Here is a 26,189-nt window from a genome sequence, read left to right as displayed (position 1 = left end):
AGACAAGGCGTAAAACGACGGTAATGCTAGAGCCTTAACTAGGTTTACAACGCAGTATGGAGCAGTTTTAACATCAGCTCTAATACCAACAAAGGGAGACAGGACTATTTTTTGCCACTTCATTGTTAAAAACAGACGCTTAGAATGACTAAACTTACTATTTTTGACGTCGAACTGTCTAAAAAATAGTATCTGTCAGTGCCATGGTCGAATGTTCAACACGCCCTAAGTTATCACACCAACTTTTAAAGACGATTATGAAATCGTCTTTTGTCAATTTTTTATAGGTCTTTATTAAAGGTAGTATCTGCCCTCGACGTTTTATCTGTATTAGCCGCTAATGTCTGCTCTCCTGCCACCTTGGATAGCAAAGGGATACGCACACAGACTTGTAGTCCGCCTTCAGGATGATTGATTGCCTCAACCGTACCATGATGTAACCGTGCAATACGGTCAACAATCGCCAGACCCAGTCCACTACCTTGCGTGGTACGTGCTGTCTCACCGCGTTCGAAAGGCTGCATGATGCGCTCTAATTGATCCTCTGCTACGCCATCACCACAGTCCCTTACACATATCATCAGCTGCTCTTGAGCTTCTTTATTGACTTCATTTTCAGAGACTACGTCGCTGTCTTCTACTTCAGTTGTTTCTATGAACGTTGGTACGACAGTCGCTGAAAGATAAATAGGCGGCTTGCCATACCGATTGGCATTGTTGACCAGATTAATGACCAAGCGCTTAATCGAGAGAGGTCGCACTGGTACTACTTTGTCACATTCCGATTGATAAATAAATTTCATTGGCGCAAATTGCACCATGATTTCATTAAATATGGTGTCTAAATTGGTCAGGCGCACTGGTTCATCCGAGCCATCTTTCATAAATGAGATGAACTGTTCTAAAATCGCATCCATATCCTCAATATCATAAATCAAACCCTCGCGAAAAAAATCATCCGGTAGCATCTCTGCGGTCAAGCGCATACGAGTCAAAGGCGTGCGCAAATCGTGCGAGATACCCGCAAGCATAATTGTGCGCTCTTTTTGTGCTTGATTGAGTGTGGTAAATAGACGATTAAACGCCATATTTACTTGGCGAATTTCAGTAGGGCCGTTGCGTGTCGGCAAGGTAGTAGCGTGACCAAGGCGAATATAATTGGTCGCCGCACGCTGTAAATAACGCAGTGGACGATTCAATTGCCGGGCTAATAAAATAATGGTCAGCAGCGATAATATAGGCAATCCAATGAGGAATAGCACTAACAATCCTGGACTGTATTGAGAATAATAAACCACGGGTTCACGAATCCAAAAACTGGTGTCACGGCTGTCTTGTACCCAAAGCTGCGGCGTTGGTTTGAATTTAAAATAGACCTCAACTGGTCGACCCAACTGTGCCCCGATTTCGTACTGCAAAACATCGGTAAAAACTCCCACAAACGCTTTATCTGCTACTTGTGGGAAGTCACTGGGATTGTCGACCACCACCACGTGCGAATGTTGATATATCCACTGCCGTACCTTAGGATTATCCTGCCAATCTCTATTGACGCTATTCATCAAACGTAGCTCGCTGGTCAGATAACGCGCATGATTTTTTAGCTCTGGCAAATACAGACTGCGCCAAAAAAATACAATCGATAAGCCGACACTGATAAGGACAATGAAGGCCACCATCAAAGTGGTCAACCAACTGTTCGAATAGGAGCGTGGCAGCCAACCTTTGCGAGGTGGTTTGGGGTTTGGGATGATCATATGAGTCCAAGGCGTAGATAAATAATAGGGTGATAAAATAAAGTCGTGTTTCACAAACTTCAATATTTTTTTATCGTTAATCAATCAATCAATCAATCAATCAAGCAATCAATCAATCAATCAAGCAATCAATCAAGCAATCAATCAAGCAATCAATCAATCAATCAATCAATCAAGCAATCAATCAAGCAATCAAGCAATCAAGCACGTTGCCGACATTGGGGATTAAGGTCTATTGTAGACTGTTTTTATTAGACCATTATAGAGGGCGGTAGGGTAGCACAATCAAGTAACTACGCTGATGGCTCAAATTTGCATAATTACATTTAGCCATTTTAAGACCGCTAAATATATCAAGGTGCTAATTGATGACATGCTCTAAGATGACATACCCTAAATAGAATATAGAAAAATCACCTAACAGTGTTTTAGCGATTTAATAGAATTAAGCGCACAAGAACGGGGCTGCATAATCGTTGACGATTCATAATTTTAATTTACATATAGGTGCATTTAAGCTATTGTTAATAAATAATTAAATAAGCACAGTTTATGTTTTCAATAAAATAAGACTGTGCTATAATTATGCCCTTTTTGGTATACCTGCGAAAGAGAGAATTCACATGGTTGTTATTCGTTTAGCACGGGGCGGTGCCAAGAAACGCCCATTTTATCAAGTAGTTGTTGCTGATCAACGCCGCGCGCGTGACGGTCGCTATATTGAAAACATCGGCTTTTTTAACCCACTCGCTAAAGAGTCTGAAGAAGCAGTACGTTTGAACATGGAAGCGTACAACGCGTGGATCGCAAAAGGTGCACAACCTTCAGATCGCGTTGCTTCATTAGCAAAAGCTTACAACAAGTCTGTAGCTCAAACTGAAGCAACTGCTTAAGTTTAGGTTATTACTGAGACGTTTATAGTCTGACTATGATCTCACTCAGTAGACTTTAGAATACATAGCGTAACTGGTCTCACCAGGGTGCGCCATTAACTGTTTATCGCTTTTGACACAATTGTTTTTGCAATTGCTGTTTTAATCATTGTTAGGTTAGCTGCTATGTCATCTGTTCCAAACGCTAGTGCCCTTATGAAAATTGGTCAGCTCAAAAAGCCTTACGGCATCAAAGGTTGGCTTTGGGTATTCAGTGAGACGGATGATCGCACAGCGATATTCGATATGAAGCCGTGGTGGATGAAAACTGCCACTGGTATGAAACCTTTGACTGTAAAGGCATGGCGTGAGCAAGGAACAGGAATTGTGGCTCAGTTTGAGCAGGTTCCTGATCGTAATGTTGCTGAGACCATGAACGGTGTTACCGTTTGGGTCGAGCAAAACATTCTGCCTGAAACAGCTGAAGACGAATATTATTGGTCAGATTTGGTCAGTCTGCGCGTGATGAACGAGCAGGGTGAATATTTAGGCAATATCACTGAAATGTTTGAAACTGGCGCCCACGCTATCATGCGTGTAACGGCAAATTCAGACAGTTTAGATAAGGAAGAACGCCTGATTCCATGGCACAAGCAAACTGTTGTAGAGGTCAATATAGCCGAAAAAACAGTGCTGGTTACATGGCAAAGTGATTACTAATATAATATCTGGCTTTTTAGCCAAGTGTTATTGGTAGTCATACCGATTGTTTTAGCCACAATGCAAGTAGACATCAGATGTATTTTGCCGTCATTAGTATTTTTCCTGAGATGTTTGCGACGATTCGTGAGTTTGGTATCACGGGGCGAGCAGTCACTCAAGAGCAAGTGACGATTGAATGCATTAATCCACGTGATTATACCACTGATAACTATCGCCGTATTGATGAGCGCCCTTATGGTGGCGGTCCTGGGATGGTGATGATGGCTGAGCCATTGTCAAAAGCTATCGAGGATGCGCGCCTGCGAGCGAGTCAACATGGCTGCCGTGTCGACAGTGAGCATTGTCCGGTGATTTATATGTCGCCACAAGGACAAACGCTCAGCGAAAGTAGTGTGGTCAGTATGACTGAGTACGATGGCATGATTATATTATGTGGTCGTTACGAAGGTATTGATGAGCGCTTACTGGCGCAATATGTCGATATGGAAGTATCGCTGGGTGATTATGTGTTGACTGGTGGCGAGCTGCCAGCAATGGTGATGATGGATAGTGTGATACGTCGTTTGCCAGATATCATGGGTGACGACAAGTCAGCTGAGCAAGACTCGTTCGTCGATGGCTTGCTTGATTGTCCACATTATACTAAACCGCATGATTTTGCGGGTATGGCGGTTCCTGAAGTATTACTATCAGGTCACCATGCCAACATCGCTAAGTGGCGCTTTAGCCAGCAAGTCAGTCGCACGCAAGCGCGTCGTCCAGACTTATGGCAAGCGTTCACACCAACGGTAGCGCAAGCGAAGTGGTTAAAAGCATTGGCAAAAGCAGATAAAAAATAGATTGTTGAAATCTGGTTTTTTTCACATTTGATAAACGGTTAAGAAATAAAATTTTGAGCACTAATAAAACGAGTCATCGCATAGTGGCCGTTGGTTATAACCCATTTACGTTGTGTCTCACTATAAAGAGATGCGATTAATTATTACAAACAGGTGATATGCGTTAAGCCTCTATTATCTAATGTGAGGAGATAACTCTCATGAGCAACAAGCATCCATTGGTTCAGGTCATCGAAAACGCTCAATTGCTTGAGCGCCCAAACTTTGCACCCGGCGATACCGTTGTGGTTCAAGTAAAAGTACGTGAAGGTGAGCGTGAGCGTTTACAGGCTTTTGAAGGCGTTGTAATTGCTAAGCGTAACCGCGGTCTAAACTCAGCATTTACCGTTCGTAAAATCTCAAGCGGTATCGGTGTTGAGCGTGCATTCCAGCTGCATTCACCAATCATTGAAAGCATCGAAGTGAAACGCCGTGGTGCGGTTCGTCGTGCGAAACTATACTACTTACGTGAACGCTCTGGTAAATCAGCCCGTATCCGCGAAAAACTTGGTGCTCGTCCAGTTGCTAAGAAAAAAACTAGCGCTGGCGTACCTGATGCAGTTGATACTGCACCTGGTATTTAAGCACAAGTTTGCCATGCCTATTTAGCCGTATGATTATACGGTTAATGATAGGTAAGGCGAGAGTAGATACAAGCCCTTATTCATAGGTTTATTTATAAATAAGCGGGCCATACCAAAAAAGACGGAACCCCAATCTATGCGAAAGCTAGGTTGGGGTTTTTGTATGTGTGGTCTTAAATTTTAATTGAAAATGACATGTTCAGTACGCTTTAACCTTCATCATCAAAATTATCTATACGACTACTTTGGTCTTTAGATTTGCTGTACTTACGCAGTCGGATGTAGATAGTTTTGGTGACAGTGGCGATCAGTTTTTGCTGATCATCGAAGATATCGGCCTGATATTCACGAAAGACCGCATCACCATCTTTGGCCAGTTCTTGAATAGTGATGATTTCAGCACTGGGGATTTTCATCCGAGTGATCACTTTACTGTTACCCGGCGCGACAAAGTCGATATGTGAGCTTTTGTCCCATACAACATAGCTGCTACCTAACTGGTGCATGAGCATAATCATATAAAATGGATCAACCATCGAATATAAACTACCACCAAACTGAGTGCCGACGATATTTTTGTTCAAAGCATTAAGTCCCATACTGACAACGCACAGACCTTGATCCAGATTGATATGATCGATTTTGATACCTGCACCGACATAAGGCGCATAGGTATTGATGCGTAGCTTAAGTAAATGTGGTGTCAGTAATGGCATGATGCTTTGTTTAGCCCGACGTTTTAATGTCTCAAAATTGGGTGGTAGTAAACGCATGAACTTATCCTGTTATTGCTTCTAAGTTTTTCTATTTGCTTTAATACAGCTGATTATTTAAAAGATATTTGTATTGAGCATAATCATTAGGGGATATTTATCATAAGTAAAAAACACCAAGACCGCTAGCCTTAAAGCGTAACTGACATGGATTTTCTATGGTTACTTTAAAGTTACCATAACCTATTTAGTATAATTATCTTTAGTATTTAGTTATGTGATAAAAAATGTCCAGATATAGATGATTGTTAAGAAAAAGATCATTTATTTTAATTTAAAGCCTATATTAGATGTGTTTTTTCCTCATGGTTTCCTATTAAGTTCAATGTCGTGCTAAATAGAAACTTTAATTTATATATTATAATGAGATATACAGTATCTTTAAATGGTTCTAAGTTCGCATTTCAAGTTCTCATGTCATACAATAGCCTGCAATTTTTAATGAACGCTTTAGTCACATAAAGTTTCACTATTAAATTATCAGTTAACCAAAGCCTCAGTCGACACAAGGAAATGTGATGAGTAACACTCAGATCCCTTCTCCAGGGTCTAATCAACAGCCGTCAAACCCGTCAGATTACGACACAGAGTCATCAGGTAGCTATGTCGATTTGCACAAGCCAAGTTCAAGCTTTGATAGTCGTGATGATTATCTGAATCATGAATTGCAAATCATGCAGCCCAAACGCTGGCGTCCCAATTTACCGTTTCGTGATTATCGCTTTGAATACGAAGACACTATTCCTGCAATGGCCGCAACGATTGGCAAAGTGGTTATGGTAGGTGCGATTGCTGCAACATTTGCAGGTCCACTTGGTTTGGGCGATGCGTTTGTTTTAGAAAACGTTCGTTATGAGCTATTAATTGTTTCATTTTTTATTATCTTATTTTCAGGCTTTCTGCTCCCGACAGCCAACCTCGCAGGTACTCACGGCCCCCTTATTCCCCTTATTCCTATTGTTGTAGCTGCTGGTGGCCACCCAATGGCGTTTGGTCTGCTCATCGGTGCTTTCGGCTTACTGCTTGCTATTAGCAAAGGGGGAAGCTTGCTGGCCAATTTAACCAGTAAAGGTGTGTGCGGTGGCCTCTTGATTTACTTAGGGTTTATCGGAACGACCTCACAGGTTAAAAACTTGTTTGCATGGTCAGAGAGTATCGGCATGTCGCATATTGCCTTTTTTATTATTCTGGCTACTATCCTGTTATATGCATTACTTGAGCACTGGCAAAAACGCTGGCTCGCTGTACCGCTAAGCTGTGTCTTAGGTGGTGGTCTTGCCTTTGCATTGGGCGCGCCCTTTGAATTTAAAACCGCACCAGGTCTGCCGAATATGAACCCGATGTATTGGTGGGGTGAAAATACTGGTTGGATGCTAGGATTACCGACAGTTGAGAGCTTTATTATTGTACTGCCATTTGCTATTTTGGCAGTTGCTATGTGGTCACCAGATTTTTTAGGCCATCAGGTCTTTCAAAAAATCAGCTATCCTAAACGTACTGAAAAGGTACTCATGGATATCGATGACACAATGACCAGTGCCTCATTTCGTCAGGTCGTCGGCTCTGTATTGGGCGGTGCTAACTTTGCGTCATCGTGGGGCACCTATATTGTCCCAGCAGCGATTGCCAAACGTCCGATACCTGCCGGTGCCTTATTGACGGCATTGTTCTGTATTATCGCAGGGGTTTGGGGCTATCCAATGGATTTGGCCATCTGGCAGCCAGTGATGTGTGTGGCATTGATCGTTGGGGTATTTATCCCACTGCTTGAAGCTGGCATGGAGATGACTCGCGAAGGAAAAACGACCCAGTCTGCTGCGATTGTGGTGTTTGCTTCCGCACTGGTAAATCCTGCTTTTGGTTGGTCACTCACATTGTTGCTCGATAACTTGGGCTTGATTGGCTCTAAAGAACGTAGTGCCAATTTGACTAAAATGAGCCGCTGGATCATACCGGGTATTATGTTTGTGGTATTGACTGGCGTGATGGCTATCGTTGGTATGTTGCCAGGCATCCCAGCTTTAATGGCTAACTTCCGTCATTAGTAGTATGTTGCTGAATAAACGATAATAGAACAAACTAAGTCAGCGAAAGCTGGCTTTTTTTTGGGTGATCCTATGATAATAATTAGCTTGTAAAACAATGACTCCCGCCCCATAACTAGCAGTATTATAAGACTTTTAAGAGCAATGAATTCTATGGTTAATGTCTCAGAATCGAGCCCTATCGATGATAAAAAAGCCCGTCTTAAGCATTTAATTCAGCGCCTACCAAATTTGCCAGGCGTGTATAAAATGCTGGGGAAAAACGGTGATATCTTATACGTTGGCAAGGCTAAATCACTGAAAAGCCGCGTAAACAGCTACTTTGCAAAGACGATCGATCATCCAAAGACACGAGCATTAGTGGCGCGAATTCATAATATTGAGACCATCATCACACGCAGTGAGACAGAAGCACTATTGCTCGAGCAAAACCTGATTAAAGAATATCGTCCTCCTTATAATGTGTTGCTACGGGATGATAAATCTTACCTCTATGTGTTTATCTCAGCCGACAAGCCTTATCCAAGATTGGCGTATGGTCGCGGCAAAGGCAATCATCAAAAAGGTCGATTCTTTGGGCCTTTTCCATCTGCTCATGCAGCAAAAGAGACACTGGTGCTGATGCAAAAAATGTTTCAAATGCGTCAATGTACCAATACCTTTTTTAAGCAGCGTAAACGTCCTTGTCTTGAGTATCAAATTAAACGCTGCCGTGCGCCCTGTGTCGGCTTGGTATCAGCAGAAGAGTATGCAGAAGATGTCAACAATACGATTCGGTTTTTGAAGGGTGACTCTAGCGATATTCACACCACGCTGATTGAAAAGATGGAAGCATCAGCTGAAGAATTAGATTTTGAAAAAGCGGTATTTTATCGGGATCAGCTCTCTATGCTGCGTGAAGTGCAGGCCAAGCAAGCTGTCTATACTGTGCAAGGCGAGGCCGATGTGATTGCAATTGCCAGTCAGGCAGGCATGACGTGTGTCAACGTACTGACCGTACGTGGCGGGCGCGTACTGGGTGGTAAAAATTACTTCCCTGATGTCGACAGCAGTGAATCGCTCGCAGATAATTTATCTGCTTTTATTACTTCTTTCTATTTTCAAGTAACCGATGACTTGCCCGCAGAAATCATGCTAACTCATGAGTTACCGGATCAAGTGGCAGTGAGTGAAGCCTTGGCGACGCATTTTGGTAGTAAAGTTATCATCAAAACTAATGTACGTGAACATCGTGCAGAGTGGCTGGATTTGGCAAAACTGAACACTAATAACGCGCTAAAAACCAAGCTGGGCGATTATTTAGAGTTGCATGCACGCTTTGATGCACTAAAAGATGTATTGGCCGATGTCACTGAGCGAACCATTGATCGGATTGAGTGTTTTGATATCTCACATACGATGGGTGAAGCGACCATTGGTAGTTGCGTGGTATTTGACCAAGGTGGCTCGCGTCGCCGTGATTATCGTCAATATGCTATCCATGACATCGTAGGTGGTGATGACTATGCAGCGATGAAACAAGTACTGACACGGCGTTATAAAAAGCAGCCGTTGCCGGATCTGTTGCTCATCGATGGTGGTAAAGGTCAGCTTGGTATTGCCAAAGAAGTATTGACTGAGTTGGGTATTCTGGGTGACACTTTGCTCATTAGTGTGGCAAAAGGGGAAGGGCGCAAGGCTGGGCTTGAAGTATTGCACTTTATTGACCACGAGCCGCTAGATCTACCAATGGATAGTAAAGCGCTGCATTTATTGATGCATATTCGCGATGAGGCGCATCGTTTTGCGATTACAGCGCACCGTAAAAAGCGTGATAAGCGTCGTTCATCATCAGTGCTAGAAGTGATACCAGGACTGGGCGAAAAGCGCCGTCGTGATTTGCTTAATCACTTTGGTGGTATGCAGCAATTGCTTGGTGCGTCTCAGCAAGAGCTGGCAGGCGTGCAAGGTATTGGTCCGGTGTTGGCAAAGACGGTTTATAAGGTTTTGCATGAGTAGAATTATATTTGATGAGCTAACTCATCTCTATACTTGACTGCATTCATTGGAAGTAAGCTTATAGAGTTATTATTATAAATTAAATTAAAAACATAAGTTGTTCTGAGTTATTGAGTTCATCGAATAACTTTATGATATGGTCGGGTGCTTCTGAGAAGCATTCACTATCGCCATTGAATCGTAATTTAGGTTTATATCTAATATTAGTCATCATACTGTGTACTGATTTCTCTAAATCCCATACAAAGCTTGCTGCACCATAAGTTTGTTTGATTATTTCAAAGTCATAAGGTAGCTTGCCTTTTGAGTTGAACCTATCTTTTGCGCCCCTTTTAGCTATACCCACTTTATAAAATAGTTCACTATTACCTTTGCACTTAATAAGATATAAATGGGTTTTTCCATCTGTTTTATTACAATAACTAACGTAGTTGTTTTTAGTATGGCCTATTGTGATAGCACAATCAGGGCAACCACTACCACTCCTATGAACTTTAGAGACTTGTGAAAACAAACCATGGATCTTGCAAATTATTTTAACTGGCTGAAAAATACCGTTATAGCTAACTTTTGAATAATCATAAGTATTGCCGTGTACACTTTTAAACTGACTGATAATATGATCTGTATCATACTGATAATTACTAGCACATTTTGAGCAGCCATTACCCGCTAAATGGCTGCCTGATGTTTGTGTAAAGATTCCATGATTACTACAGATTATTTTTACTTTTTCATGGCTGTTTTTATAATCTACAAGGTCGTAATTATATTTATCACCGTGAACATTAATGAACTTTTCAATAATTTCGCTAGTGCTGTACTGGTAAGTGTTAGAGCATTTAATGCAACCTTTTCCAGAAGCATGACCTATCGGTGTTTGATAGAACGAACCATGCTCTAGACATATTATTTCTACCTTATCGTTAGCTTTGACATATTTAACTTTTGAGTAATCGTACTTACTTCCATGCGCTTGGCTAAACAATTCAATCATATCTTCTTGAGATTTATTTTTTCCAACACATTTTGGGCAACCATTACCAGTAGCGTGATGATAAGGTGTCTGTTTAAAAACTCCATGTAATCTGCACAATATTTTAACTTTTGTATCTGCATTCATATAATTAACAAGGCTATAGTCGTATTTATCGCCATGCTCAATTCTAAATTTTTCTATTACATCTGTTAGGTTGCTTCTTTTTTCATCGTACATACATTTCGCACAGCCTTGACCTTTTCTGTGCATACCAACCAATTGCTCAAAAATGCCGTGAACCCTACAAATGATCTTAACTTTGGTTTGGCTGTGAATATAATCTACTTGTGAGTAGTCGTAAGTATCTTCATGCACTTTTATGAACTGCGTTACTATCTGCTGCGTAGTATACTTGGCCATAAAAATTCTATTCTTAATTTTTAGTTTCTCTCTGATAAGTCACAAATTTAAAATCTAACGCACTCTTTTCATCGTGGATCTGCTCAGACTCTTCTGCTACTTCAAATTCACTTGGCAATTCAGGATAGAATGCATCACCATCGGTAATTTCGGTGTCTACATGGGTCAGTTCAATACGGTCGGTATACATCAATGCATCGCTAAAAACGCGCTCGCCGCCAATGACCCAAATCGTATCCAGATGTGCGCCATGCGCCAGACTGGCCGCTTGTGTGAGAGCATCATCTAGGTTATGCGTGACATAAGCATTGGTCTTACCGACGAGGCCTTTTTGTTCAGCATAATCCATCTGAGTACTGATGATAAAGCTTACTCGATTTGGCAACGGTTTACTGCCCATCGATTCAAAGGTCTTGCGGCCCATAATGACGATACCTTTAATAGCACCATCACTATCTTTGGTTGTCATCTTTTTGAAATGCTGCAAATCTGCCGAGATATGCCACGGCAGCGCATTGTCTTTACCGATACAGCGGTTACTACTGATAGCAGCGATTTGGGCGACTTCGGTGTGGGCATAACTCATAACGTATCCTTTTTATTATCTTTTACAATGCTAATCTTATTTGAATCAGTCAATCAGACAGATGCTATACCGCAACTTTTGCTTTGATAGCGGGATGTGATTCATAGCTATCAACGCTAATGTCTTCATATTTAAAAGCAAAAATATCATTAACCTCAGGGTTAAGCGTCAACGTTGGCAGTGTATATAGCGAACGTGTCAACTGTAACTCAACCTGCTCACGATGGTTTTGATAGATATGGCAATCACCACCTGTCCAGATGAATTCGCCTACTTCTAGACCACAAATTTGCGCGATCATATGGGTAAGCAGGGCATAGCTGGCAATGTTAAACGGCACCCCTAGAAATAAATCTGCTGAGCGCTGATAGAGCTGGCACGACAGTTTATTGTCTGCGACAAAGAATTGAAACATAGTATGACAAGGCGGTAAGGCAACTTGATCTGCTTCGCCAGGGTTCCAACCAGACACGATTAAGCGGCGTGAATTGGGGTTGGTTTTTATTTGTTCGATAACTTGGGTGATTTGATCGACACCATCAGCATGGTAATTGCCGTCTTCATCTTTAGTTGCGCCATAATTGCGCCATTGATGACCATAAACAGGGCCCAAGTCACCAGCAGGACGATTAAAACGAGCCGTCTGCTCTGCAGTAGCCCATTCATTCCAAATGCGTACGCCATTGGCTTGTAAATAGTCAACGTGAGTACTACCACTTAAAAACCAAAATAGCTCATAGGCGATGGATTTAAAGTGGACTTTTTTGGTGGTCAATAGCGGAAACCCTGACGCTAAGTCAAAGCGTAGCTGCGCGCCAAAGTGGCTGAGCGTACCAGTTCCAGTACGATCGCCTTTTTCAGTGCCTGTGGTCAAAACGTGTTTGAGCAAGTCTAAATAGCCCTGCTCATTATTGTTATTGATCATAAAAATACTCTTTTGCATTATTAAAATGCATTGTCAAAACCGATACTCGACTAAAAATACTGCTTAATAAGCAGCTTGCTTACCCCAGTCATAGATGCCGCGTTTGTAGGCATAAATTAGCAAGACAAAGCCAATGATTATCATCGGTGCGCTTAGTATTTGCCCTTTGGTCATCCAGCCTAATAGGATGAATCCTTGGTCGATGTCTGGCTGACGAAAGAATTCAATAATGAAACGGCTAAAGCCATAACCCAACATGAAAATACCTGTCGCTGCCATACGAGGGCGGGGTTTCGATGAATACCACCATAAGAATAAGAACAGCAATAGACCTTCAGCAAGCGCTTCATATAGCTGTGAAGGATGACGAGGTAATAGATACTGACCATTGACTTCGGTCATTAGCTCTTGCAGCTCAGGATTCGTCTGTAACTGCTGCATATCGAAAGATGCGGCTTGCGGGAAGTACGTCAACCAATTATAGCCGCCATCAGAGACACGCCCCCACAGCTCACCATTGATATAATTGCCAATGCGGCCAAACAATAAACCCGTCGGTACGCATGGCACGACAAAATCTAGTACTTGGAATGGTGTCTTTTTATACTTACGAGCAAAATATAGCATACCAAGCATGACGCCGATCAAGCCGCCATGGAATGACATACCGCCTTCCCAGACTTTGAAGAGATAGGCTGGATTTTGTAGCAATTCACCAAACTGATAGAACAAGACATAGCCGACACGGCCGCCCAAAATGACGCCGAGTGCACCAAAAAATACTAAGTCAGAGACCATATCAGTGGTCCAGTTATCGCGTTTGCTGCTGCGATACCATGCCAGACCGAAAGCGGCGGCAAATGCCAGTAAATACATCAGCCCATACCAATGGACTTCGACGGGTCCAATTGCTAATGCTACAGGATCGTACTGAGGATGAATCATCATAAGGGCATCATAATATTGATAATAAAGTGCTGACTATAATAGCAAAATTCGTCCCTTGCGAATACTATGATGAGTGAATGGATGATTGAATGAATAGCAAAGCGATAAAAAAACCGATAAGATGAAAAAATCGCATTAATTTCTGAGGAATCATCATGCATCTATATTTATCAACGCCACCGCTTTTGAGTGACAAAAATCAGAAATAACGGCTGATGAGACCTGATTAGCAAATAAAACCTTAAACGAGGTCTTTTACCTTTGCTAACAAGTACTTGTACAACAGAAAATTATTATAAAAGGAATGCTATGTGTATCGTCGCCATTGCTTGGCAGTTATTTGATGAGTTGCCATTGGTATTATTGTCTAATCGTGATGAGTTTTTGCAGCGTCCAACTGAGCCGCTACATCAATGGTCTGATCAGCCTATTTATGCTGGCCGTGATAAGCAAAGCGGTGGTACATGGCTAGGCATTCATCAGCAAGAAACACATGCACAAAATCCAGAATATCATGAGCAGAATGGACGTTGGGCTGCGGTATTGAACTTTCGTGATGGTGTGCAAGCAAGCAGTGATGAGCGCTCACGCGGTGCGCTCGTGACTGAGTTTTTAACAGGAGATTTAAGCCCGATGGATTTTGCCCGAAGTATTAATCTGCAAGATTATGCTGGGTTCAATCTTATTATTGGTGATACGGCACAAGCCGTTATCGTTAATAATCGCGGTCATGCACCCACACCATTACATGCAGGACTTCATGTCATCTCTAATGGTCAGCCAGAGGACAGTTGGTTTAAAACCGAGCGTCTACGTGGCAGGCTGCGGCAAGAAGTGCTACCCTTGATTGCTGAGGACAGCTCGCCTAAGTACTGGCAAGAGGCTGCTTTTAATGTATTGTCAGATAATACGAAAGCACCAGTGGACCAACTACCAGAGACGGGTATGAGCACTGAGATTGAGCAAACCTTGTCGTCTGTTTATATTGAGCCTGTTGCTTTTGGCAATACTGAAACCAGCAAACCCACTTACGGAACACGGACTCAAAGTATTTTAACCTTACGCCAAAATAGGACATCAGACAAACAAATCCTTGCTGAACTTATCAGCCATAAATGCAATCATCCTGCAAATCCCAAATAAAAATGCTCACATTAATATCTACGTTTTTTAGATATCAATGTGAGCATGTGTTTTGTATTAAACTGTCTAACTACTCCATTAACAAGTGATTGTCTTGCTCAGGAATAATAAGCTCTTGTCTAAGTGGTAGTTCGCGTGCCAGTTCTTGCAAGGCGCGACGATATACTCCGCGTTTAAAGTGAATCACTTGTCCGAGTGGATACCAGTAGCTGACCCATTGCCAATGGTCAAATTCCGGTTTTCCCGCATCAAAGCGGATGTGTTGAGTATTTGGCTCATCTAAGCGCAGCAAAAACCACTTTTGTTTTTGCCCAATACATAAAGGGTGCTGTCCATGACGGACATAGCGTTTTGGCAGGCGATAGCGCAACCAATCTTGCGTAACTGCCAATAAGTCCACATGACGTGGATGTAAACCGACCTCTTCCCAGAGTTCGCGATACATCGCATCCATCGGCGTCTCTCCACGGTCGATGCCGCCCTGCGGAAATTGCCAAGCGTTGTGACCAATGCGTTTTGCCCACAGAACTTGCCCTTGTGTATTTGCCAAGATGATACCGACATTGGCGCGAAAGCCGTCTGCATCTATCATGACTAAACCTTTTAATATGTCTAAAAATAGCTTATTCCCACATAACACCGTGACAGCAATCATAATTATTATAGGGTGACTGTTATCGATATCAGGCAAAAATAAGATTCATTACCGTTATTAAACCAAGAAACAAGCAAAATGTGTAACAGTATTTTGCTATAAAATGTTTCACGAGTTTAGTCCTTTAAAATCAGTTAGTTATAAATGGATTTTTGTAAGCCAATTTTAGGGATCATGAAGACAAACTTAGGTCACAGTAAAAAAACTGTGTTCAGTATAAGGCTGAAAGTCTGGCTAGCGAAAGTGCACCCTCGAAAACAGACCACCGAGCGCCCATGGCGATAATCTGACAAGAATAATCTAGGGCGTGTACTCGCTTTGAATTCATTTAGATCATTATCGATCGAATGGAGGGCGTACCCTAAGACAATGGCTGTATAAAATCTCGCTTTGGCTTATGCTACACTAGCCAAGCAGCATATCTTTCAAACAATAAAAAATAGGCAATACACCAATTAAAATAAGGAACATCTACAATGTCAGAGTCAAAAGCAAGCGTCACATGGCAAGAGAACAAAGCCTTTATGGGCGTGTCACCATCAGGACATAATGTACAAATAGATGCTGATAAAGAAAAAGGTTCAAGCCCGATGGAGCTGATCTTACTAGGGCTGGGTGGCTGTGCGAGCTACGATGTGGTAGCGATTTTACAAAAGTCACGCCAAGAGGTGACAGACGTGCGTTGTGAGCTGACCGCGCAGCGTGCCGAAACTGTACCAGCAGTATATACCGATATCCACATGCACTTTGTTGTGACAGGGCAAGATATCAAAGACAAGCAGGTTGAGAAGGCCATTCATTTATCAGCAGAAAAATACTGCTCTGCCAGTAGAATGTTGGTACAAGGTGGGGTGAATATTACCCACGATTTTGAAGTGATTGCAGGGTAGGGGCAAATAGAACAATGAATGTATTTTTTGGGTTAATCCCTGATACAGCAGCGTCAGCGATCTGGGCGATGGTGGTAGCAAGCTTATTGCCATGGGCGGTATCAATAGTTGCAAAAGCATCTGGCGGCTTTAAGTTCAGAAATAATGCGCATCCACGTGATTTTTTTCAGCATGCGACAGGGGTTGCAGCACGAGCTAATGCTGCACAGCAAAACAGCTATGAGACTTTGCCTATATTTTTGGCCGCAGTAATAACAGCGATGCTATTCTTTGTGCCGCAATCGATTATCAATGTATTGGCTTGGCTATATGTGTTGATTCGTATCGGTTTTTGCGTGGCTTATATTACTAATTTGGCAATGTTTCGTTCTATCCTTTGGGCGTTATCGATGGCTTGTTCTTTGATGCTATTCTATCTAGCTATTCGAGTGAGTGTTTAGCGTTATTTGTTTCGTTAAGGTGCCAGTTTGAGAGAGAGGCAGTTATGATTATCGTACACTCATTCGTAGTGCACTAATGATAACTGCTTTATTTTTTTCTCGTTTGATACTGTCCCATAATATTTTTGCCTCGCTATAACCTTTGGTGAGCATCGCTAACCACTGCTTGTAACGACCAACCAATATCACTTCAGTTTTAGCCTGACCTTCCAAAAATTTTATCTGATGTGCAATTAAATCTTCCCATGTTAAAACAGTCAACGTTTCTGCATCATCGATATTGGCATCAACCTGTGCAATTAAGTCGGGACGAGTGACTGCGCCGCGACCCAACATCAAATGCTCTGTACCTGCTTGCGTCATACAGTTCTGTGCATGCTCTGCATTCCATATTTCGCCGTTGGCAATGACGGGAATATCAAGCGCATTAAAGCTTTGAATCTTGTCCCAATAGGCTGGCGGCTTATATCCTTGGGTTTTGGTTCGTGCATGAATGGTCAGCCAATCAGCACCACTGTCGTTAATCGCGCCGCGAATATCATCCATGCGACTGGTATCGGTATAGCCTAAACGTATCTTAGCCGAGACTGGAATGTCGGCAGGAACCACTTGACGCACCGCACTGATAATTTGATACATGGTTTCGGGTTCATCCAATAGTACCGAACCACCACGATGGCTGTTTACCGTTTTAGCAGGGCAACCAAAATTGATATCAATGGCAGGTGCACCAAGCGCACAGGCATATGCCGCATTGTCTGCCATGAGTTGCGCTTCACTGCCTAAAAGTTGCAAATGAATCGGTGTGCCACAGGCAGTCTTGGCATCATGACGCAACTCTGGAACGTATTTATAAAATACATGCGCTGGCAAGACGTGTTGGGTCACGCGGATAAACTCGCTAACTGACCAATCATAGGGACGACCTAAATCTGCCGCAATCTGCGTTAGGATTTGTCGCATTAATGGGTCGGTCAGTCCTTCCATTGGCGCAAGTAAGCGGACAGGATTGGCAAATAACTGACGGATGGTGTTTTGACGTGCTTGAAGTTGCTGACTATTATTCATGCTTGTTATTCACTGCTAAAAGGTCGTTATAAAGAAAGGTAGACTAGGAATTCAAATTGACAACTAGGAAGAGGAAAATTAAGTATTGCCAAAAATCACTTTTTTGCCTGTCTGTAAGCCTGATATCAAGTCTTTGATATTATGGATGTCCAAATTACTCTGCGCACGTGTACAAGCAACGTAGAGCAAACGCAATTCTTCTGGGCTTATCTTGATCGCATTGGTGGTGACATCATAATAAAAATCATCATCTAACTGTACCTTTCCCCATTCAAGCCCTTTGGCTTTGTGAGCCGTTGAGATAACGTAGTCGGCATTTTCGATGCTGGTCAAACTATTAACTGCTTGGCTTAATACATTGGTGCCATGGTCATCGACCAACTTGACCAGAGTTTTGAGATCGCTGCCTTCATTGGTTTCAGCATATTCTTGTACATCAGACCAGTTATAGAAATATGCCAGCTCTGGCACACCATACGCCGATTTGCCATTTTTTAAGTTTTCGGCGGCCTGACAGAATTTCAGCATACGCTCGGTATCGGCTTGCAATGCCACGCGGTGTCCTAGCTTAAGTCCAGTCAATAATTGCGACATCGCAGCGGCATTGGTGCGGCATAGAATGGCATCTTTTTTACTATGAACCATACCTTTTTCAGTAGAAGACTGCTTGTTAGGATTGCCTTTTAATGGTACCTCTTCTTGCAATGCTTTGAGCAAAGTGTTGGCAACCTCAGCAATCGGTTCGCCAAAGCGAAAAGACTGCGTCAATAAGGTTTGCGGCAATGGCAGCTTTTTCATCGCATTAACTGCGCCGCGCCACTCGTAAATCTGCTGGTGCGCATCGCCGACATAAATGACTTGCCGTGGTTGCTGCGTCAAAATTCCCATCATCAATGGGTCAGCATCTTGCGCTTCATCAAACAAGATAAAATCTGCTGGAATGCTTGGCTTAGATAGCGCCCAAAGTTTGAGATAAATATCATGCCCGATGCCAGCAGGGTGACGTGCATCAATCGACTGTAGCCAGCGTTGCTCCACGGCAGGGTATAGCATCTCACGTAATTGCTCTGCATCAGACTCATCGAGCCAACTCGGAAACAATATATGCCTTGGTGCTGGATAGCTGGCATGTGTACTACAAAAGTTGCTGACTGCGTCACTAACGAATCGAGCTAATCTCGCAGGCGTGAGCGTAATGTATTTATTAATGCCATCCATTTGCCGGCGTACTTGTACCGGTTGCAATCCCAAGTCATCACCAAGACGCTTGGGTGAAAAGCGTGGCAAGGATAGTTTTGCCGTGATATCACGCGCGACATGCCGATAAGCAAGCGAGTGAAAGGTGCGACATTCCACATGGGATGGAAACTTTGAACGAGCGTCATTGGCAATTGTTTTGTTAAAGGCTAAATATAAGCCGCGTCCACGTAGGCGCTCACCGATTAGTTTTAGCGTCGTGGTTTTACCGGCACCCGCATAAGCGACCACTTTAAATGATTTGTGATCCATCGCCATATTAAGCGCGCTCAGCTGCTCATCAGTGGGGTCGCTCATATAAGCTGGCATAGATGCGGACATAATAAAGCTACCTAAAAGACTAAAAGTGAGTAAAAACGATGGGGGTAAAAAAAGCCACTGGATAAGCAATGGCTGGCGAACAATGATGACGCTTAGTAAGGCTAATAACTATAGTGAATTCACTTTAAAACAGATACAGTGCGACTGAGATGAATTTTTCGTAGCCTCTGTGATAGCAGCAAGCAAGGAAAATTTATACCAGTTGCACTTAACTAGTTATGTATCCATTTTTTTTGAACTGACTATACTAGGGCGTGTCTTCAATTCACTCGATAGTCATCTGAATGGGCTAAAAATGGCTAAATCTTGCCAAACATCGTCAAATAGCTGGTTAATATCTCGATATTATCTGCACTATTTTTCTTGTTTGACGGCAATTTATCTCATTTTTATCACCATTTTTGAAATGAAGACACGCCCTAAGCTAATAAATAAGATAGAGGAAAGTCAAAAATAATTGCCAATAAAAACACGAGCATTTATTGATGCGTCAAAACATAGCGAATATAGTTTTTTTACTCTTTATCTACGGCTGCCAAATCAGGACTAGACTTTTCTTTGATTAAGATCTTTGCTAATAACAGACCCAGCTCAAACAATAGCCACATAGGGATGGCGAGTAATAACATCGACACGCCATCGGGTGGTGTGACGACTGCAGACACAGCAAAACAACCAACGATAATATAACGACGTTTATCTTCTAGAGTCTGAATGGAGACAATCCCCACCAATATCAATAGTAAGGTGACGACGGGAATCTCAAAAGTCAGGCCAAACACCATAAATAGTTTAAGCGCAAAGCTTAAATAGCTATCGATATCCGTCATTGGCAAGACGTTCTGCGGGGCAAACATGATAAAGAATTTTAAGACGCCTTTCAGCACGATAAAGTAAGAAAAAGCCACGCCCGCATAAAACAAAAAGATAGATGACATCAGCACAGGGATAGCGATTTTTTTCTCTTTTTTATATAACCCAGGTGCGACAAAAGACCAAATTTGGTACAAAATATAAGGCATGGCAAAGAAGGCAGCGACAAAGACAGTCAGGCGTATCGGTGCCATAAAGTTAGAGGTGATATCCGTGGCAATCATCGTCGAATTGGCGGGTAGCTGCGCGACCAATGGATCAGATAAGAAATTATAGAGCTCGCGTGAGAATCCAGCCAAGGCTAAAAATATGACCAACACTGCCACGCATATTTTGATCAGATGCGAACGTAGCTCAATCAAGTGCTCAGTGATGGGCATATCAGCCAATGAACTTAATATATCGCCAGATTTCTCGTTACTGGCTGTCTCAGTTACTTTCTCTAAATCTGCATCGGCAATTTTTTCTTGACGACTTTTTTTGCGCTTAAATAAATTCATCAATCAGTCTCCTGCTTATTGACAGAAGCCTGTGTTTTTGAAGAAAGATCTAAAGGGCTGTTTAATAATCTATCCGCTTTGTAATTCGGCAAATAGGGCGGCTGCGGCAAACGACGCGCTTTATCATAAGCGCCCAGACGGAACCACATATTTTCCCACGGTTTGGTGGTGATGATTTGAGCAGTTGGTTGAGTAATGGGTTGAATATTATCACTAGAGGCAGTTTTTGAGGTTTCGTCGTCAGTACCATATTTCAATAATTGCTCAGAATCTGCTAATTTTTCGTCCTGCTCGTAGGCGTAGTCAAACGCCTTTGGCGTGACAGGTGGCGTGTTTTTTTGATCGCTAGCATCTTGCTGATTATTGCTTGTTTTATTATTGCGATGGTCAGCGTCTAGATCATGCGTGGCTTTCAGAGTCTGGTTTTGTGAAGACTCAAACTCCTGCATACTGCCGCGCATTTCTGCCATCTCACGCCGCATTTCTGCCTCAGTTTCACGAATTTTAGCCAGCTCTTTTTGCATTTGTTGCCGTGTTTCAGCTAGGTCTAGCTCAGCCTCTATTTCAGACTGTAGGGTAGAGACTGTACGGCGAATTTTAGCATACCACTGCCCAGCAGTACGTGCTGCTTGTGGCAGTTTTTCTGGGCCCAAGACAATTAAGGCAATGACGCCAAAGAGGAGTAATTCAGAAAACCCAATATCAAACATAATGGTTGATTATCACTATCTAGATGCCAGCAGTATCATACCCAGCACTATACTCGGTATTATCAATGGTGCTTATCGTCAACAGGTGCAGTATTGATATCACTATCCTGCACCTTACTGGTTGCCGCGTGATCTGTTGGGTGTGCATTGCCATCATGGTCGAGAACCACATGCTTTTTGGCATGTTCGGTATTCTCATCTTTGACCGCTTCTTTAAAGCCTTTGACGGCACCGCCCAAATCCTTGCCCGCATTTCTAAGTTTTGAGGTGCCAAATACGACCACCACTACCACCAATAATATCAGCCAATGTGTAATGGAAAAACTGCCCATAATGATATCCTTAATGTCTTGATTGTAATATCTATATATGAATGCTTTTATTTTATAGAATATTGATCTGTTAAACAAAAAATATAGATAAAAGATGCGAAGCTAAAAGAGCTATATTATAACCTGCCATTGTGACAAAAAGGTGAAAGCAATCATAATCAAAACAAGTAGAGATTTGTTTTACGATTTCGCCCGTCATCTTTACTGGATTAACTTTATCGTGTCACAATTTATCGCGAGGCCTTTTCTTCGATGCCTGATAGCCCAAAGCGACGTCCCAGCTCGTTTAACACAGCATCCGACTCTATATCGAACCACGCTAGCCCCACCAACGTATGAAACCAGACATCGGCAACCTCATAAATGAGCTCATGACGAGCCTCGTCATATTGTGCTTTGTTAGTTGTCTCATCGCAATTGGCAAAGTCTTTGGCAGCGATAATGCTTTCTGTACTCTCTTCGCCCACTTTTTCTAGGATTTTATTCAACCCTTTTGCATATAAGCTTGCCACATAAGAGCTATCGGCATCCGCTTGTTTGCGCTCTGCCAATACGTTATCAAGCTGCTGTAAAATGGAGGTGTTACCCGTTGCGGTATTATGATTTTCAACTGCGTTATTCGTACTATCCGCATTCATAGCATCGTTTGTATCAGTATTATGGCTGTGAGGAGTAGAGCCAGAAGCTTCAGAAGATTGATAAATATCAGCAGGGTCTTTTAATACCTTATCGACGGTTTGCCATTCAGGCGTTTGGCCGGACAAATCTAAACGCTGATAGAAGCAAGATTCACGACCAGTATGGCAAGCGATACCGCCAGCCTGAGTGACACTAAGTACAATCACGTCTGCATCACAGTCCAAGCGAATATCATGTACGGTCTGAGTATGACCCGATGACTCGCCCTTATGCCATAGCTTGGCACGTGAGCGCGAAAAATACACGGCAGTTTTTGTTTGTGCTGTTAACTGAAGTGCTTCAGCACTCATCCAGGCCATCATCAAAATGCGCCCTGACTCGTGATCTTGAGCAATCGCAGGAATCAAACCATCAGCGTTAAACTTTATGGCAGTTAGCCAAGCAGGTAAAGTCATAATCTGTCTATCGTCTTATAATTAGGAAGTGGTCATTAGTCAGTAAGAAAAGTTAAAGCTCGAATAAATGGGGATATAAGGCTTTCTTAATCGTGTTATCCAGCGTGGTTATTTTATTTAGGCGAAAATCATAATTGACAAAATGCTGCCTTGCCTTTGCCACTATTTCGCCATTGTGCATACGCATGGCTTGAAACACAATATTGCCACCATTATCACATAATGGCTCAACGCCGACCTCAAACAGAAGCTCTTCACGCGCCCGTACACAGCTAAAAATGCTCAGCTGTAGCTTATTAATAATCAAGCCTTGATGATCGGCATTGATCTCTTTAATCCCTTTAGAGTATAAAAAGCGTTGCATTGCTTCAGTCAGTAGGGCTGTCAATGATTGCAGTGCTAAATGCTGACCCATATCAATTTCGGTATTGCGCACCCGCATCACCGTTTCAAACACAAATATTCCGTCATCAAAGTCTAGTTCTTGGTTTGACAACGTCGTCTCCTAGAGTGATTGTCCATAATCAGTTGTTCTGTTGAGCGATTGGCAAGCTAGCCGAATAGTTAAAAATCAACATGCATCGTATGATCTACGGTTAGTAGATGCAGTAATTGGCGTTGTTTATTGGCACTTAAAATGTAGCGACGCTCAGTCTCTACTTAAGCACAGCTTAAACCGAGATTCAATCTATTTACAAAAAATTCGTGGTTTATGAAGCTTTATAGAGATTTCAGTAATGTATGGTGCTATCGAACATCATGCAATAGTACCTGACATGAGTCTTCATCCAGCAACAAATATGAAATGAGGTAAAGAGCGCTGAACCCTTGTGTCTGGTTTATGGTAAATAATTAAGTGTGCTGCATGATTATTAGCGCTATTTTATCTTATAAATTAATGATGGCTAAAAAAGAGAGGCCTCTATGAAGCTTAAAACGGCTAGAACATGTACTTTTGTTAATACGAATGACAAGCATAAATTGTGTATTAGGAGAGGGCTGAAACTTTACTTGGCAAAATAGCACACTATCTGCTAAAATAGCGCCTCCCACCTCGAGGCAAATAGAGGTTTAGTGGTTGTTTTTAAAGCCACTATTCATTTTAACTATTTGACGACCAGGTTCTATTAAAGACAAAGAGGCAAATCATCATGAAAGTTAAGATGAAAACCAGAAGCGGTGCAGCTAAACGCTTCAAAAAAACAGCAAACGGCTTCAAGCGTAAGCAAGCAAACAAAAGCCATATCTTGACCAAGAAATCAGCTAAGCGTATTCGCCAGTTGCGCGGTCTTAAGATGGTGGACAAGTCTGACGAAGCAGCAGTTCGTCGTATGTGCCCATACATCTAATAGCCTATCGTCATATGTATTTAATCAAGCGCTGTTTAATTTATAGCTACTTAGTTAAAAATATTTGACCTTGCAATTTGATAACGATGTCTACTATTCGATGACATCGTGATTCGTTTAATAATGATTAACAATATCTTGGAGTAATTTATGGCCCGTGTAAAACGTGGTGTACAGGCGAATCGTCGTCACAAAAAAATCTTAAAGCGCGCAAAAGGCTACTACGGTGCCCGTTCACGTGTTTACCGCGTAGCGGTACAAGCAGTGACCAAAGCTGGTCAATATGCTTATCGTGACCGTCGCAACAAAAAACGTACCTTCCGTCGTCTTTGGATTGCACGTATCAATGCTGGTGCACGCTTAAACGGCTTAAGCTATAGCCGCTTTATCAATGGTATGAAAAAAGCCAACATCTCAATCGATCGTCGCGTACTTGCTGACATCGCTATGCATGATGCAGCGACTTTCACAGCCTTGGTCGAAAAAGCAAAAGCGGAACTAGCATAAATATTAACTATCCTTTAGATATTAAATAGATATAACGCTTATCTAATTAAGCATCTAAACGAATAGGACTAATATTGATTAATAGGTCGATATTAATAGAAGCTACCGCTGGTCGGTGGCTTTTTTTATATTAAATTATTTTACGGCTAATTTTATTAATGCTTAAGCTTCTTGTGCTTTTCGTGATATTGCACATTTAATCGTCTAAATATTCAAGCCATTCATATAACTGGTATTTATTTTTTGTTATTCGAAAGTAGTTAGGTACAATTAGCGAAACAAAAGTAGTTAATTAAAAATAACTAATTAAAAGTAACTAATTGAAAGTAACTAAATACGAATAACTAAAAAAAAGTAACTGGGTAAATGATTTGCAATATTTGGTCAAATCCCTACAATTAATAGTCTGTTTAAATCAGGAATGATGCGTCTTATGACTACCCCTGTTGCCACCAACGATTTGTCGGCGCTACCGACCTTGTCTTCAGAGCTCAATGAGCTTAATGAAGCTCAGCTAACTGAATTTGCCAGTGCTGCTGAATCTTTAATCTTACAAGTAACTGATGCGCGTGTGCTGCAAGAGTTGCGTGTGCAATTGACTGGCAAAAAGAGCCCATTAACCGGCTGGTCGAAGCAGATGGGTAAGCTCAGTGCTGATGATAAAAAAACTTACGGCGGCTGGTTACATCAAGTGCGGAGCCGTATTCAAGAATCGTTGACCAATCAGCAGCAGCAGCTGGAAGTCGCGGCATTAAACGCCAAGCTTGCAAGCGAGAGCATTGATATTACGTTGCCTGCTCGCGGTGGTCAAAAAGGCCATTTGCATCCAATGACCATGATTACCCAGCGTATGCAGCAGTATTTTATACAAGCAGGTTTTAACGTCGCCACCGGCCCTGAAGTTGAGAGCGATTACTATAACTTTGAAGCACTAAATATCCCATCGCATCATCCTGCACGCGCGATGCACGATACATTCTACTTTGATGCGCATTATTTGTTGCGTACGCACACCAGTCCAGTGCAAATTCGCACCATGGAAAAGAATGAGCCACCAATTCGTATTATTTGTCCCGGTCGCGTCTATCGCAACGATTCAGACCAAACCCATTCGCCGATGTTCCATCAGTTAGAAGGGCTGATGGTTACTGAGTCGAGTACCTTTGCTGAGCTAAAAGGCTTGATTAGTGAGTTCTTAGAAGCTTTCTTTGCCAAAGAATTAACCGTTCGTTTCCGTCCGTCATTTTTCCCATTCACTGAGCCTTCTGCTGAAGTAGATATTTTAGATGACAATGGCAAATGGCTTGAAGTCATGGGCTGCGGTATGGTGCATCCACAAGTGCTGACCAACTGCGGTATTGATGCCGAAAAATATACGGGCTTTGCCTTTGGTATGGGTATTGAGCGCTTTGCGATGCTCTATTATGGTATTGATGATTTGCGCCTGTTTTTCCAAAACGACGTACGCTTCTTAAAACAGTTTGGCTAGCGTTTCCCTCGTTGATATAACAGGTTAATACGTCACCCTTTATTCTAAAATCTTTATTATAAAATTCTGATCC

The 26,189-nt window shown here is 42.2% G+C and carries 26 protein-coding genes; 12 read left to right on the top strand and 14 right to left on the bottom strand.

Features of this window, described 5'->3' with window-relative positions:
* Positions 1 to 281: 281 nt before the first annotated feature.
* Positions 282 to 1,757, bottom strand: a complete 1,476-nt coding sequence (locus RH96_RS04740) for an ATP-binding protein (protein WP_010197932.1) — start codon at positions 1,755 to 1,757, stop codon at positions 282 to 284.
* A gap of 623 nt (positions 1,758 to 2,380) precedes the next feature.
* Between RH96_RS04740 and rpsP the strand changes: the two genes are divergently transcribed.
* From rpsP to rplS, 4 genes are all read left to right on the top strand, one after another.
* Positions 2,381 to 2,650: a 30S ribosomal protein S16 gene (gene rpsP, locus RH96_RS04735; protein ID WP_010197931.1), complete on the top strand. Its 270-nt coding sequence runs from the start codon at positions 2,381 to 2,383 to the stop codon at positions 2,648 to 2,650.
* Positions 2,651 to 2,815: 165 nt separating this feature from the next.
* Positions 2,816 to 3,349 carry a ribosome maturation factor RimM gene (gene rimM / locus RH96_RS04730; RefSeq protein ID WP_010197930.1) on the top strand — a complete coding sequence of 178 codons (534 nt, stop codon included), beginning with the start codon at positions 2,816 to 2,818 and terminating at the stop codon, positions 3,347 to 3,349.
* A gap of 77 nt (positions 3,350 to 3,426) precedes the next feature.
* Positions 3,427 to 4,191: a tRNA (guanosine(37)-N1)-methyltransferase TrmD gene (gene trmD, locus RH96_RS04725; protein WP_010197929.1), complete on the top strand. Its 765-nt coding sequence runs from the start codon at positions 3,427 to 3,429 to the stop codon at positions 4,189 to 4,191.
* Between the two features lie 200 nt (positions 4,192 to 4,391).
* Entirely contained in the window at positions 4,392 to 4,814 is a 423-nt protein-coding gene (gene rplS / locus RH96_RS04720; protein WP_010197927.1) for a 50S ribosomal protein L19, read from the top strand.
* Between the two features lie 209 nt (positions 4,815 to 5,023).
* Here rplS and RH96_RS04715 read toward each other — a convergent pair whose 3' ends face one another.
* Positions 5,024 to 5,587, bottom strand: a complete 564-nt coding sequence (locus RH96_RS04715) for a DUF4442 domain-containing protein (RefSeq protein WP_010197925.1) — start codon at positions 5,585 to 5,587, stop codon at positions 5,024 to 5,026.
* Positions 5,588 to 6,105: 518 nt separating this feature from the next.
* Here RH96_RS04715 and RH96_RS04710 point away from each other — a divergent pair.
* Positions 6,106 to 7,632 carry a DUF3360 family protein gene (locus tag RH96_RS04710; protein ID WP_010197923.1) on the top strand — a complete coding sequence of 509 codons (1,527 nt, stop codon included), beginning with the start codon at positions 6,106 to 6,108 and terminating at the stop codon, positions 7,630 to 7,632.
* A 153-nt stretch (positions 7,633 to 7,785) separates the two neighbouring features.
* Positions 7,786 to 9,630 carry an excinuclease ABC subunit UvrC gene (uvrC, locus tag RH96_RS04705; RefSeq protein WP_010197921.1) on the top strand — a complete coding sequence of 615 codons (1,845 nt, stop codon included), beginning with the start codon at positions 7,786 to 7,788 and terminating at the stop codon, positions 9,628 to 9,630.
* 79 nt (positions 9,631 to 9,709) lie between these two features.
* On the opposite strand, the gene RH96_RS04700 is transcribed toward uvrC, so the two are convergent.
* The 4 genes from RH96_RS04700 to lgt all read right to left on the bottom strand — a co-directional run bounded on the left by RH96_RS04700 (position 9,710) and on the right by lgt (position 13,488).
* Positions 9,710 to 11,029, bottom strand: coding sequence for a DUF723 domain-containing protein (locus RH96_RS04700; RefSeq protein WP_010197919.1), 1,320 nt, complete (start codon positions 11,027 to 11,029; stop codon positions 9,710 to 9,712).
* 13 nt (positions 11,030 to 11,042) lie between these two features.
* A complete protein-coding gene (locus RH96_RS04695) occupies positions 11,043 to 11,615 on the bottom strand; it encodes a dihydrofolate reductase (RefSeq protein WP_010197916.1) in 573 nt (190 codons plus the stop codon).
* 64 nt (positions 11,616 to 11,679) lie between these two features.
* Complete coding sequence (locus RH96_RS04690) at positions 11,680 to 12,540, bottom strand: thymidylate synthase (protein WP_010197915.1); 861 nt, start codon at positions 12,538 to 12,540, stop codon at positions 11,680 to 11,682.
* A 63-nt stretch (positions 12,541 to 12,603) separates the two neighbouring features.
* Complete coding sequence (gene lgt / locus RH96_RS04685; RefSeq protein WP_010197913.1) at positions 12,604 to 13,488, bottom strand: prolipoprotein diacylglyceryl transferase; 885 nt, start codon at positions 13,486 to 13,488, stop codon at positions 12,604 to 12,606.
* Positions 13,489 to 13,797: 309 nt separating this feature from the next.
* Between lgt and RH96_RS04680 the strand changes: the two genes are divergently transcribed.
* Positions 13,798 to 14,631, top strand: a complete 834-nt coding sequence (locus RH96_RS04680) for an NRDE family protein (protein WP_010197909.1) — start codon at positions 13,798 to 13,800, stop codon at positions 14,629 to 14,631.
* A 70-nt stretch (positions 14,632 to 14,701) separates the two neighbouring features.
* On the opposite strand, the gene RH96_RS04675 is transcribed toward RH96_RS04680, so the two are convergent.
* Positions 14,702 to 15,223 (bottom strand): RNA pyrophosphohydrolase, encoded by a 522-nt coding sequence (locus RH96_RS04675; protein ID WP_026037137.1) that lies wholly within the window; start codon positions 15,221 to 15,223, stop codon positions 14,702 to 14,704.
* A 539-nt stretch (positions 15,224 to 15,762) separates the two neighbouring features.
* Between RH96_RS04675 and RH96_RS04670 the strand changes: the two genes are divergently transcribed.
* Together RH96_RS04670 and RH96_RS04665 are read left to right on the top strand one after the other, a co-directional pair.
* Positions 15,763 to 16,176 carry an OsmC family protein gene (locus RH96_RS04670; protein ID WP_010197896.1) on the top strand — a complete coding sequence of 138 codons (414 nt, stop codon included), beginning with the start codon at positions 15,763 to 15,765 and terminating at the stop codon, positions 16,174 to 16,176.
* 14 nt (positions 16,177 to 16,190) lie between these two features.
* The gene (locus tag RH96_RS04665; RefSeq protein WP_010197893.1) at positions 16,191 to 16,616 is read left to right on the top strand and encodes an MAPEG family protein; all 426 of its coding nucleotides are present in this window, start codon (positions 16,191 to 16,193) and stop codon (positions 16,614 to 16,616) included.
* A gap of 48 nt (positions 16,617 to 16,664) precedes the next feature.
* Here the strand turns inward: RH96_RS04665 and RH96_RS04660 are convergent, their stop codons facing one another.
* From RH96_RS04660 to RH96_RS04630, 7 genes are all read right to left on the bottom strand, one after another.
* Positions 16,665 to 17,684 (bottom strand): tRNA dihydrouridine synthase, encoded by a 1,020-nt coding sequence (locus RH96_RS04660; protein WP_010197891.1) that lies wholly within the window; start codon positions 17,682 to 17,684, stop codon positions 16,665 to 16,667.
* 78 nt (positions 17,685 to 17,762) lie between these two features.
* On the bottom strand, positions 17,763 to 19,262 hold the full coding sequence (locus tag RH96_RS04655) for a UvrD-helicase domain-containing protein (protein WP_010197889.1): 1,500 nt from the start codon (positions 19,260 to 19,262) through the stop codon (positions 17,763 to 17,765).
* A gap of 515 nt (positions 19,263 to 19,777) precedes the next feature.
* Positions 19,778 to 20,635 carry a twin-arginine translocase subunit TatC gene (tatC, locus tag RH96_RS04650; RefSeq protein WP_010197884.1) on the bottom strand — a complete coding sequence of 286 codons (858 nt, stop codon included), beginning with the start codon at positions 20,633 to 20,635 and terminating at the stop codon, positions 19,778 to 19,780.
* Positions 20,635 to 21,345 (bottom strand): Sec-independent protein translocase protein TatB, encoded by a 711-nt coding sequence (gene tatB / locus RH96_RS04645; RefSeq protein ID WP_010197882.1) that lies wholly within the window; start codon positions 21,343 to 21,345, stop codon positions 20,635 to 20,637. Before tatB ends, tatC begins: the two co-directional genes overlap by 1 nt.
* Before the next feature lie 62 nt (positions 21,346 to 21,407).
* On the bottom strand, positions 21,408 to 21,677 hold the full coding sequence (gene tatA / locus RH96_RS04640) for a Sec-independent protein translocase subunit TatA (protein ID WP_010197877.1): 270 nt from the start codon (positions 21,675 to 21,677) through the stop codon (positions 21,408 to 21,410).
* 230 nt (positions 21,678 to 21,907) lie between these two features.
* Complete coding sequence (hisIE, locus tag RH96_RS04635) at positions 21,908 to 22,771, bottom strand: bifunctional phosphoribosyl-AMP cyclohydrolase/phosphoribosyl-ATP diphosphatase HisIE (RefSeq protein ID WP_010197871.1); 864 nt, start codon at positions 22,769 to 22,771, stop codon at positions 21,908 to 21,910.
* 52 nt (positions 22,772 to 22,823) lie between these two features.
* Positions 22,824 to 23,267 (bottom strand): thioesterase family protein, encoded by a 444-nt coding sequence (locus RH96_RS04630; protein ID WP_010197869.1) that lies wholly within the window; start codon positions 23,265 to 23,267, stop codon positions 22,824 to 22,826.
* Between the two features lie 655 nt (positions 23,268 to 23,922).
* Between RH96_RS04630 and rpmI the strand changes: the two genes are divergently transcribed.
* The 3 genes from rpmI (at position 23,923) to pheS (ending at position 26,116) form a co-directional block, all read left to right on the top strand.
* Complete coding sequence (rpmI, locus tag RH96_RS04625) at positions 23,923 to 24,120, top strand: 50S ribosomal protein L35 (protein ID WP_010197866.1); 198 nt, start codon at positions 23,923 to 23,925, stop codon at positions 24,118 to 24,120.
* Positions 24,121 to 24,270: 150 nt separating this feature from the next.
* Entirely contained in the window at positions 24,271 to 24,627 is a 357-nt protein-coding gene (gene rplT / locus RH96_RS04620; RefSeq protein WP_010197865.1) for a 50S ribosomal protein L20, read from the top strand.
* Between the two features lie 433 nt (positions 24,628 to 25,060).
* Positions 25,061 to 26,116, top strand: a complete 1,056-nt coding sequence (gene pheS, locus RH96_RS04615) for a phenylalanine--tRNA ligase subunit alpha (RefSeq protein ID WP_010197863.1) — start codon at positions 25,061 to 25,063, stop codon at positions 26,114 to 26,116.
* Positions 26,117 to 26,189: the final 73 nt, after the last annotated feature.

The sequence above is a fragment of the Psychrobacter sp. PAMC 21119 genome, assembly GCF_000247495.1.
In the GTDB taxonomy this organism is placed as follows: Bacteria; Pseudomonadota; Gammaproteobacteria; order Pseudomonadales; family Moraxellaceae; genus Psychrobacter; species Psychrobacter glaciei.
This window is presented reverse-complemented; position numbering and strand designations above follow the sequence as displayed.